Source organism: Candidatus Hydrogenedens sp. (genome assembly GCA_035378955.1).
Classification (GTDB): Bacteria; Hydrogenedentota; Hydrogenedentia; order Hydrogenedentales; family Hydrogenedentaceae; genus Hydrogenedens.
Window position 1 is genome coordinate 1 of the sequence record DAOSUS010000078.1, and the last position, 7,366, is coordinate 7,366.

The 7,366-nt window shown below is 38.8% G+C and carries 7 protein-coding genes; 6 read left to right on the forward strand and 1 reads right to left on the reverse strand.

Annotated elements, in window-relative coordinates; translation table 11 throughout:
• The 4 genes from PLA12_12265 to PLA12_12280 all read left to right on the forward strand — a co-directional run.
• On the forward strand, positions 1-189 hold a 189-nt coding region (locus PLA12_12265), incomplete at its 5' end, for a V-type ATP synthase subunit F (GenBank protein HOQ33270.1).
• 77 nt (positions 190-266) lie between these two features.
• The gene (locus PLA12_12270) at positions 267-2,027 is read left to right on the forward strand and encodes a V-type ATP synthase subunit A (protein ID HOQ33271.1); all 1,761 of its coding nucleotides are present in this window, start codon (positions 267-269) and stop codon (positions 2,025-2,027) included.
• Positions 2,028-2,077: 50 nt separating this feature from the next.
• The gene (locus PLA12_12275) at positions 2,078-3,457 is read left to right on the forward strand and encodes a V-type ATP synthase subunit B (GenBank protein ID HOQ33272.1); all 1,380 of its coding nucleotides are present in this window, start codon (positions 2,078-2,080) and stop codon (positions 3,455-3,457) included.
• Between the two features lie 32 nt (positions 3,458-3,489).
• A complete protein-coding gene (locus tag PLA12_12280; GenBank protein ID HOQ33273.1) occupies positions 3,490-4,122 on the forward strand; it encodes a V-type ATP synthase subunit D in 633 nt (210 codons plus the stop codon).
• Positions 4,123-4,196: 74 nt separating this feature from the next.
• Here PLA12_12280 and PLA12_12285 read toward each other — a convergent pair whose 3' ends face one another.
• Positions 4,197-5,438: a PmoA family protein gene (locus PLA12_12285; protein HOQ33274.1), complete on the reverse strand. Its 1,242-nt coding sequence runs from the start codon at positions 5,436-5,438 to the stop codon at positions 4,197-4,199.
• Positions 5,439-5,599: 161 nt separating this feature from the next.
• Between PLA12_12285 and PLA12_12290 the strand changes: the two genes are divergently transcribed.
• Both PLA12_12290 and PLA12_12295 read left to right on the forward strand, forming a co-directional pair.
• Positions 5,600-6,568: a sugar phosphate isomerase/epimerase gene (locus PLA12_12290; protein ID HOQ33275.1), complete on the forward strand. Its 969-nt coding sequence runs from the start codon at positions 5,600-5,602 to the stop codon at positions 6,566-6,568.
• 3 nt (positions 6,569-6,571) lie between these two features.
• Entirely contained in the window at positions 6,572-7,222 is a 651-nt protein-coding gene (locus tag PLA12_12295; protein HOQ33276.1) for a M23 family metallopeptidase, read from the forward strand.
• Positions 7,223-7,366 lie beyond the last annotated feature (144 nt).

A 7,366-nucleotide genomic window follows, 5' to 3' on the forward strand; every position in this document is an offset into this window, starting at 1 on the left:
TCGATAATCCTGATAACAGAAGAACTTGCAAAAGAGTCAAAGGAAATTATACAAGACTATAGATTAATAAGTAATGCAGTTATAACAACGATTCCAACACATAAAGGCACACAACATTTGGGATTTAGAGAACTAAAAAGACAGATTGAATATTCAATCGGTGTGGATATGCTCGGGAAAGAGGAATAAGCCCGATGAATATAAATAAGAAAAATGTATTGAATGTAATAATAGTGAATAAAAAAGGAACATTAGGGAAATAGAATATGAGCACAAACAATCAGGGTGAAGTTGTCAAAGTATCCGGACCATTAGTTGTGGCTCGTGGTTTAGCCGGTGCCAGAATGTATGAAATGGTGCGAGTCGGTGAAGCCAAATTGTTCGGAGAAATTATTGAAATTCGAGGAGACGAATATTCCATTCAGGTTTATGAAGAAACCGAAGGAATAGGACCAGGTCAGCCTGTATTCAGGACAGGAGAAGCCTTAAGTGTTGAATTAGGTCCTGGTTTAATTCGCTCCATTTACGACGGTGTCCAGCGACCTCTGGACAAAATTGCGGCACAGTATGGTGAATATATTGTCCGTGGAGCGGAGAGCCCTTCATTAGACCGTTCTTTAATATGGAAGTTTGAACCTGTAGCGAAAGTGGGCGACCATGTCGTAGCAGGGGATATTTTAGGCACAGTGCGTGAGACAAAATTAGTTGTCCATAAAATTTTGGTGCCTAATGGAATTGAAGGAACAGTTAAAAAAATTGCTCCAGTTGAGGGCAATGTAGATACAATTATCGCAGTTGTTGATACCGAAAAAGGACCGCGTGAATTAACGATGGTCCAGCGTTGGCCTGTTCGTGAACCGCGTCCCGTTGCTAAAAAACTTCCACCATTGGAGCCGTTGACTACAGGACAACGCGTTCTTGACATGTTTTTCCCAATGACAAAAGGTGGAACTGCTTGTGTACCAGGTCCGTTCGGAAGTGGTAAAACGGTTGTTCAACACCAGTTAGCCAAATGGGCAAATGCGAGTATTGTGGTTTATGTGGGATGTGGTGAGCGTGGGAATGAAATGACCGATGTGCTTATGGAATTCCCCGAACTAAAAGACCCCGAATCTGGCGAACCCCTTATGGAACGAACCGTTCTTATTGCAAATACATCTAACATGCCTGTAGCCGCTCGTGAAGCCAGTGTATTCACAGGGATTACAATTGCAGAGTATTTCCGTGATATGGGCTACAGTGTGGCTTTGATGGCAGATTCAACAAGCCGCTGGGCAGAGGCTATGCGTGAGATGTCCGGTCGTTTGGAAGAAATGCCGGGTGAAGAAGGTTATCCCGCCTATTTAGGAACACGAATTGCCAGTTTCTATGAACGCTCAGGGAATGTTATCTGTTTAGGTTCAGATAAGAGAAACGGAACATTATCTCTTATCGGTGCGGTATCCCCTCCGGGCGGAGATTTTTCTGAACCTGTGGTGCAGGCAACCCTCCGTGTCGTTAAAGTATTCTGGGGCTTAGATGATAAGTTGGCGTTTGCCCGACATTTCCCCGCAATCAACTGGCTAACCTCGTATTCTCTCTATCAGGAAGTAGTTGATAAATATGCCAATGAACATTACAATCCAAGATGGTCAGAAGTGCGTCGAAGGGCAATGGCTATATTGCAACGAGAAGCAGAGTTAGAAGAATTAGTGCGACTGGTGGGTATGGATGCTCTTCCAGCGGAAGACCGTTTGTTAATGCAGGCGGCAAAAATGATAAGAGAAGATTTCTTACATCAGAACGCCTTTGATGAATTGGATACCTACACATCCATGGTAAAACAATTTCAACTTTTGAATACAATTTTACATTACTATGATGAAGTTCGTCCTGCATTACAAAAAGGTGTTCCTTTAACCAAACTTTTGACTTTGCCTGTTCTCGAAGAAATTTCTAAAGCAAAATTAATCCATGAGGATAAATTAGCCCAATTTGATGAATTGAGAAATAAAGTTTCAGAACAAGTAAAAGCCTTAATGTCATAAAGTTATAGATAAATGTTAAACAACATAAAAATAGAGTGAGGTGAATAACCGTGGTTACGAAAGAATATCGCACAGTAAAAGAAATTATCGGTCCACTAATGTTAATCGAAGGAGTAGAAGGAATTACTTACGGTGAACTAACGGATATTCGTCTTGACGATGGGACTATGCGTCGTGGACGTGTTCTGGAAGTGCATCGGGACAAAGCAGTAGTTCAGGTATTTGAAGGTACCAGTGGACTGGCTCCCCAAGGTGTTACAGTTAAATTTTTGGGGAAAGGGGTTGAATTAGGTGTCTCATCGGATATTTTGGGTCGAGTGTTTGATGGTTTCGGAAGACCGATTGATGATGGACCTCCTATTATCCCTGAAAAATGGTTGAATATTAACGGGAACCCCATGAACCCCTATTCCAGAGACTATCCTAACGAATTTATCCAAACAGGTATTTCAACAATAGACCTGTTAAATCCATTAGTGCGTGGACAAAAACTCCCCTTCTTTTCAGGTTCGGGTTTACCTCACTCAAGAATGGCGGCACAAGTAGCGCGTCAGGCAAGGGTATTGAAGACGGGTGAAAAGTTTGCTGTGATATTTGCTACAATGGGTATTACCTTTGAAGAAGCAGAGTTTTTTATTAATGACTTCCGCAGAACAGGGGCTCTTGAAAGAGCCGTACTGTTTATTAATCTAGCTGATGACCCTGCTATTGAACGAATAGCAGTTCCTCGTATGGCTTTAACCGCAGCAGAATTTTTAGCATATGAAAAAGATATGCATGTTCTTGTTATTCTAACAGACCTTACAAATTATTGCGAGGCGTTGCGCGAAATATCTGCGGCACGGAAAGAAGTTCCGGGAAGACGCGGTTATCCGGGTTATTTGTATACAGACTTAAGTACGATTTATGAACGAGCAGGTCGTATCAAGGGTAAGAGTGGTTCAATAACCCAGCTTCCTGTATTGACCATGCCTGAAGATGATAAAACACATCCTATCCCTGACCTTACGGGATATATCACAGAAGGGCAGATAATTTTAAGTCGTTCTTTACATGCACAGGGTATTTATCCTCCGGTTGATGTTCTCCCGTCTCTATCTCGATTAAAAGATAAAGGAATTGGTGTTGGAAAGACGCGAGAAGACCATGCAAATGTAATGAATCAGTTATATGCAGCATACGCACGCGGTAAGAATGCAAAAGAATTGGCAGTGGTATTAGGTGAATCTGCCTTGAGCGATATTGACCTTTTATATGTGAAATTTGCAGATGCATTTGAAGACCGTTTTATCCGTCAGGGTGAAGATGAAAACCGCAGTATTGAGGATAGTCTGCGGATAGGTTGGGAATTACTTGGTTTGCTCCCGAAAGCAGAGTTAAAACGCGTGAGACCTGAATTTATTGAAAAATACTATCCCGAAAATAAATAAACCCATATAGAATTATTATGTAAGGTTGCTATATGAGATTAGCAGTAAATCCGACAAGAATGGAGTTGCTTCGGCTACGAAAGAGATTGGTTGTAGCCCAGCGAGGTCATAAGTTGTTAAAAGATAAATTAGATGGTCTGATGAAGGATTTCGGGAGAATTACAGCAGAATATAAAAAGGCACGATTAGAAGTAGACAATGAATTGCCTCAGGTTTTGAAATTGTTTGTTTTGGCTGAAGCTACCTCTTCCAGATTAATTGTAGAAGATGCTCTTGAATCTACAAGACAAGAGATGGATATACAAATGAAACCTCAAAGATTGATGAGTGTGCAGATTCCTAAATTGGAGATTACTTTTGGGAAAAGCGAAGGTGGTTATTCTTTAATTCATACATCATCGGAATTGGACAAAGCTATAACAAAAATGAAAGAATTCTTGCCTAAACTATTGAAAATGGCTGAATTAGAAGAAACTGTCCGTAGATTATGTCAGGAAATAGAGAAGACGAGAAGAAGAGTTAATGCTTTAGAGCATACATTAATCCCACGAATGAAAGAGACTATCAAATTTATTAAGAACAAATTGGACGAAATGGAACGATCAACCACCAGTCAGTTGATGAGGATAAAAGCACAGCGTTTAGCACAAGAAGCAGGTAAGTAGATTTTTAATGTAGATTTTTTATAAGGTCGGACAAGTCAAGCAAGTTCGACCTTATTTACTTATCAGAAAATAATTTATTTCGCCCAATTCACTTGAATATTTTCTTGGAAATTCCGTGCTTGTTCACTAACTTGAGCGGTTTTTACATCACCGGAATGAATATACATACGATATCGGAATGTCAAAGTTTCACCCTTTTTAATCGTATAATTTCCATTTTTTGGAAGGTTCTTATTATATTCCTTTTCGCGGAAGTAGGAGTATCCAAAGCAATTGGCACCGAAAAGTCCATATTTACGAACATGCCAACTGGTAGGATAACGCAGGTTTGATGGATGGTCAAAAATAGCCAATCCTCGCCAACCAACATCTTTCATATCTGCAGAGTAATCACACCATGGGGTCGGTTTCCCCCAAACTTTATCTTCACCTGTTTCACCACTTGCTATGGTTATTATCCCTTTAGATGAAATATCTGGATGCATTCTTGCAGCTACAATTCCTCCTTCTTTTGTATCCCTAAATTCAGTATCCTTTTCTTCTGCAATAAAGGATACAAAAGCATCAAAAATACGGGCTTTCTCGGGAGTATTATAAAAACGGTATTCGCGATTTTCTGTAATTAGGTAATTTCCATCTTTGTCATACCACTTATTATTGCTAACTATCCATCCATAAGCATCGTCTGAACCATAGGTTACATTTTCAACTCTTTGACTACCGGTTCCTTCTTCTTCTGTCCAGACATCTACACCATTAATGTTTCCATACGCGGACCAGAAAGATTTATGATGAGGGTGGTCCTGAGCAAATTTTGGAGTTCCTTCAGGTTTCATGGAATAATCTCTCGTAATAGTAACTTGATTTTCAGACATTAAGGGCCAGAGAAACGGTTTTTTCCATTCTTTGCCATAATGATATACCGTAAGTAATTTATCATCAATAATAACCTTTAAGGTATCAGGCTTATCTCCGGGAATTACCTGGACATGAGGCACATATTCTTTGGGTTTATCATGAAGTTTTACCTCGTATGTATGCTCTGTATTAGGCATTGCACCTTCAGGAATACATACAAATTCTCCATTTCGTATGGTCACAGGAAATTCTTTGCCTGTTTTTGCGTGCAGTATTGTTACTATTTTGTTTTCAGGGACAGTAGCATTGCAGGGTAAAACAAGAATGGGATTAACCATTTTATAATCACCTGCTTTAAGTTGAATTTTCATTTGTTCCAGCGACTCAGGAAAAACAGAAGTGTTTAAGAAAAATAATAGAGTTAAAAGCAATGAGATAGAAATAACTTTGCCATTCATAGTAAGACTCCTTTATCTTGGGGTGATGGTAACTTATTTGGGTTTATTATATAACTTTATTCAAGTATCTTTCAAAAACTATAAAAAAAGCAGTTTTAAATTATAGATGAATTTTTAGTATTCTTATATGAAATGTCAAGAGAAAATAAAAGGAATAAATTATGGAAACAAGAAGAGATTTTATAAAGACATGTGCTTTAGGTTTAGGTTTAACAGGTGTTAGCCCGATTACTTTTGGAGGTACAGAAACAGGACAAAAGAAAGAAGATAATGAAACAAAAAGGTATCAAGGGGGAATTAGTCCTTGGCCTTTGGTTTTAAATACAAGCACAATAAGGCCTGCCCCGAACTTATTAGAAAAGATAAAGATTGCTCATGAAACGAAATGGGATGGAGTAGAACCGTGGATTAATGAGATAGAGGAATACGAGAAACAAGGAGGTAATTTAAAAGACTTAGGTAAACAAATTAAAGATTTAGGGCTTATTGTACCTAATGTAATAGGTCTGTGGGATTCTATGCCTGAGGGTGAGGAAAACTTTAAATCTTCTCTGGAAGTAAATCGTAATAGAATGCGGATGGCTGCAGATATTGGTTCTAAACATATTGCAGCAATTCCAGCACCTGATAGAGAAAATATAGACCTGAAATGGTGTGCCCGTTGTTATAAAGAATTGCTGAAAATTGGGGAGGAAGAATATGGAATAAGGGTTGTTGTTGAGTTTGTAGGTTTCTTTAAGGGAGTTTATCGTTTTGGGCAAGCCTGTGCCATTGCTGTGGATGCAGATGACCCAAGAGCATGTATTCTTGCGGATACCTTTCACTTATTCCGTGGGGGGTCAGGTTTCTCCGGTTTAGAATTAGTTCAGGGCAAACTTATTGCCCATTTCCATTGGAATGATGTGCCGGGAGATGTTCCCCGCGAAGAACAAGGCGATGCTCATCGTATATATCCTGGAGATGGAATTCTTCCTTTAAAAGAAGTACTAATAACATTAAAGAATATCGGTTATACGGGTTGCCTATCGTTGGAAATTTTTAATAGAGAATATTGGAAGCAGGACTTAAAAGTGGTAGCAGAAAATGGTTTGAAAAAAATGCAGGAATGTGTTAAATCAGCAGGAGTATAGTGGATGCAATTTCGATTTCTATTATTTTTAGGTATAATACTGTTTTTACCCTTTGTTTTTAGTTGTCAGCATGGTAATGTGCTGGAGAAATTAAGTACAAATACCGAGTTCAAACAGGAAGAAAGCCCGGATTTATTATTAGAAGATATATATTCCAATGAGGAAGAGGAGGAAATAGAAATATCTTTGAATGATATGGATAACGCAGATAAAGGGGATATACCACAGGGGATAGAATTCAATGAAAAAGTTCCTCATCTCTGGCCTATAAAAGATAATTCGGGGTATATTAGTTCCTGGTTTGGCGCTTCTCGCAGTAAAGGAGGCGGTAGCACAAGAGTACATAAAGGAATTGATATTATTGTTCCACAAGGGACCCCTGTAATAGCAACGGCGGATGGAATTGTTCGTTTAGCAGGGACAATGAATGGTTACGGTTTATTAATTGTTGTAGAACATACAGATGGAATACACAGTGCGTATGCCCATTTGAGCCAATTGATGGTTAAAGTAGGGGATGTTATAAAAGAAGGGGATATTATAGGTCTGTCTGGTGACACAGGTAGGGTAACTACTGCTCATCTACATTATGAAGTCAGAAAAGGTGAAAAAGCACTGAATCCTTTATGGTTTTTGCCGGCTATAGAAGAATAAATTTTTTAATAGAAGTAAATGCTTTTATTTATCCAATCAATTTCATTTTAGGGGGTATTGATTTAAAATGTATAATATAGTAAAGTTAAAAGTTGTTTGACTTTATAAGGAGGCTGAATACTCTGATTACAGGTAATATTCACG

Bases quoted from the DNA above. Each gene is read 5' to 3' on its own strand.
- PLA12_12285 (HOQ33274.1), bottom strand. From the start codon at position 5,438: ATGAATGGCAAAGTTATTTCTATCTCATTGCTTTTAACTCTATTATTT.
- PLA12_12270 (HOQ33271.1), top strand. From the start codon at position 267: ATGAGCACAAACAATCAGGGTGAAGTTGTCAAAGTATCCGGACCATTA.
- PLA12_12290 (HOQ33275.1), top strand. From the start codon at position 5,600: ATGGAAACAAGAAGAGATTTTATAAAGACATGTGCTTTAGGTTTAGGT.
- PLA12_12280 (HOQ33273.1), top strand. From the start codon at position 3,490: ATGAGATTAGCAGTAAATCCGACAAGAATGGAGTTGCTTCGGCTACGA.
- PLA12_12295 (HOQ33276.1), top strand. From the start codon at position 6,572: ATGCAATTTCGATTTCTATTATTTTTAGGTATAATACTGTTTTTACCC.